Genomic DNA, 2,361 nt, shown 5'->3' with positions numbered 1-2,361 from the left:
AAATTAGATTGGTCATATAATCTAGGAGGTATAGGAAAATGAAAAAAAAGGCACTTCTAGCAACAATAGCAGCAACAAGTCTTACACTATTCACTTTATCTACAAACAGCGCTTATGCATGGAGTTATTCTGATTACAGTAAAGGAAGTTATGTGCCTAAATCCGGTAGTGGATCACAGGCAATGATTTATGATGGGACTAATCATTATTTGCAATCTACAGTTAATTTCAAGTTTGATAGTACAAATGTTACGAATATAAAAGATTATAATAATGGTGGCGATAATCCAGGCACTGCTTGTGATAATGCATCTGCATACGTAACTTTGGATCAAACGGCTAAGGCTGATTCTGGTAATTTGGAAATTTCCGCAACTCAAGTTACGACTAATCTTCCAAACCCTAAAACAGATGTAGAAGATAATAATTTCATTGGTTCAAATGATGAATCAGAAGTTACTGTACTTGGAACTGTAGCTTCTAGCACAGCATATTGGATGGCAACTAAGTGGAAAGATCAACGTGATGGTGATTCAGGTGATAGTGGTAAAATCCAAGCTCAATTTGCTATGAGTAAAAAAGGGCTGAGTGACTATAACAATTGTACTCAATCCACGGCTGTACAACATACATTTACTTACGGAGATAATAGAGGCACATTTGCTTCTATTCAACCCCTAAAATTAAATTTAGCAAGTACAAATACATCAGTTGAGGCCGATTTAAAGGCTATTGCAGAATATAAAGCAATAGAAAATTATAAAGCAATAGAAACAACTGAAACAGGTATTTCAACATACAAAAATAAACAAGAAGAACAACTAAAGGCTTTGAAATCTAAAAAAATAAACGATATTGCAGTCACAGTTACATTTTCTGAGCCTTTAAGTTTTGGTGATGTACAAGCTCTTGTACATCAACATAAAATTGATGTTGATTTATTGCAAGCAAGAACGATTGATAATAACGGAGATAGAATCACTCACACTATTGCAGGAGTGGAGAAAGCCTTTGAACAAGATACAGATAACTTCGTAGGATATATCAATTTACAGGGATACATTTCATCAGATGCTATTTCTAGCTTAGAATTAAATGAAAAGGTTTATTTAGCTGATGTTAGTGGAGATAATAGCGTTACTAATTTAGAGGAAGATTATTTTGCTATACCTCTTACATGGAATTTAGAAGATTTAAACCAACAATAAAAGGATTAAATCTTGCAAAAAGCACTCCGATTTGGAGTGCTTTTTGTTTAGGATTTCCCAAGTTGCAATCAATTAACTTGCTGATACAGCATAAATAGAGTGGAGAATAAGGTACCTACTGCCACAATAAATCGTGCATTCAGTTTTAGCGTTAAGTCCTTGTATTGTAATTCCATTGTAATTTCCTCCAGTTTAAATTTTGAAAATTTCTCGCATATCTCTTTATTACTAATTCGCCTCATTTTAGGATTCTCACAGGCTGCACTTGCAGCCCATCATCAACCCGTCATATTCGGAATACTGCACGTGCAGTACATATGTTAGGCATACTTGGTAAGTAATTACGAAATCACAGTCACCTTAAAGTAAAAAAGAGCAGCCGTTTGGCTGCCATGGATGAAAAACTAAATAGTAAAATCAAACAAAGGGATGATCGTGTCCTGGTTCATCAATTAAAAGAAACTTCAACTGAAAAACAATTGGAGCTGCAGCAATCGAAACCGGTTTTTTCAAAAACCTATTTTCCAGGTAAAGTACTGATTTCCCATTGATATAACTAGCTTCAATACGGTTCGTATACAAACTCAAAACATGCTGTATTCAGTCTAAACCCAAGTGCGAAGCGCTTTTAAGAGTGGTAGTATACCACTCTTTATCCTGCACGTTGTGTTTTAGGACCCTTCAGGCTAAATGTGCAACATTCTTATGGCCATCAAAATACTGAAGGTGTGTAGATGGGCACTCCCCCAATGAACACCTAAAATTTCAGGGTGTATAAGTGGGCACTCTCAAAAAATGATGTGATATAATTTTGAATATAAATAGCTTCTGGAATGGAGAGTTAAGCATGAATGAAAATGGATTGAAGTATCCAATTTGGGAAGAGATTTTAATTATTCCAGATACAAAACCTGAAGTTGAATATGTCGTAAGTTCTGAAGAAAACAGCAAAGATCAATAAACTTAAAAACAAAAAAGAGACTGCCTTTATGGCAGTCTTATTGTCTTTAGACAGATCAGTATTCTTTTAAACCGATTCGATTAGCCCAGGCTATTAAGAGCTTATCGTCAATTCTTTTTGGTTTATAACCAATTCTATCAATCAAAATTTCTTCAACGAGATTCACATAAGCTGTAAAACGTTTATAATCGT

General features: G+C 34.6%; 2 protein-coding genes. Both read left to right on the top strand.

Annotated elements, in window-relative coordinates; translation table 11 throughout:
* Window positions 1-38 precede the first annotated feature (38 nt).
* Complete coding sequence (locus tag C9J34_RS21580) at window positions 39-1,208, top strand: hypothetical protein (RefSeq protein ID WP_107842205.1); 1,170 nt, start codon at window positions 39-41, stop codon at window positions 1,206-1,208.
* 383 nt (window positions 1,209-1,591) lie between these two features.
* Window positions 1,592-1,759 (top strand): hypothetical protein, encoded by a 168-nt coding sequence (locus tag C9J34_RS22270; protein WP_193768088.1) that lies wholly within the window; start codon window positions 1,592-1,594, stop codon window positions 1,757-1,759.
* Window positions 1,760-2,361 lie beyond the last annotated feature (602 nt).

It is taken from the genome of Metasolibacillus meyeri (assembly GCF_003049505.1).
GTDB lineage: Bacteria > Bacillota > Bacilli > Bacillales_A > Planococcaceae > Metasolibacillus > Metasolibacillus meyeri.
The sequence above is the reverse complement of the archived record's forward strand: the minus strand, read 5'-3'. Positions and strand labels throughout refer to the sequence as shown.